The organism is Pseudoalteromonas sp. SG43-7 (assembly GCF_014164295.1).
Classification (GTDB): domain Bacteria; phylum Pseudomonadota; class Gammaproteobacteria; order Enterobacterales; family Alteromonadaceae; genus Pseudoalteromonas; species Pseudoalteromonas rhizosphaerae.
This window is the reverse complement of record NZ_JACJEY010000171.1, coordinates 1-653: the sequence shown is the minus strand read 5'-3', so window position 1 is coordinate 653 and position 653 is coordinate 1. Positions and strand designations below refer to the sequence as shown.

Here is a 653-nt window from a genome sequence, read left to right as displayed (position 1 = left end):
TCGTCGGTTATCTTGCTGATATTCGTTGGTTATTACTATTTCTAGTAACAGAGCAAACCTTACTTAGTTCGTCGTGGCACCTGTCTTCAGTCTATGTTCGTGGTTCAATGCAGCGTTAGCTGCATTGCCATCCTAACGCCGTCGGTGGTTGTGCCACACCCGATGCTTGATCCCATGCATTAACTCTAATTCGTTTATCATGCGGGTACTCTTGCCAATCTAAGTTTTGTATTCACTGGCGTAAGCACCACTTCTTTAGCAATGGCCCATATGTACGCAATCATTTCTCGGGCAATTGCAGTGACAACCAGGTTGTAGTGTTTCCCTTTGGCTATCATTTTTTTATAGCGCTTGCAGAGCCTAAGTTGTGCTTTCCACGCAATATCAATAATATCCTTTGGTAAACCTTCTTGTCGTTTTTGCATATCTGTCGATATATTTGCTGCATAGCGATAAGTGTGCGCGCCTTCAATTAGTAGGCGTCTTGCTCGGCCATTTCCGCATTTTGTGATAGCGCCAATATGGCGTTTGCCACCACTCGAGTGTTCACTGGGTACAAGACCGAGATAACTCATTAATTTACGGGGATGATCGAAGCGCGTTAAATCGCCAAGCTCAGCAACAACACCGGTGGCGACCAACAAACGAACACC

Annotated in this window: 1 protein-coding gene; it reads right to left on the bottom strand. The window is 45.3% G+C overall.

Annotated elements, in window-relative coordinates; genetic code table 11:
- Window positions 1-197 precede the first annotated feature (197 nt).
- Window positions 198-653: transposase (locus H5200_RS23340; RefSeq protein ID WP_182762875.1), on the bottom strand; the 456-nt coding region annotated here is incomplete at its 5' end.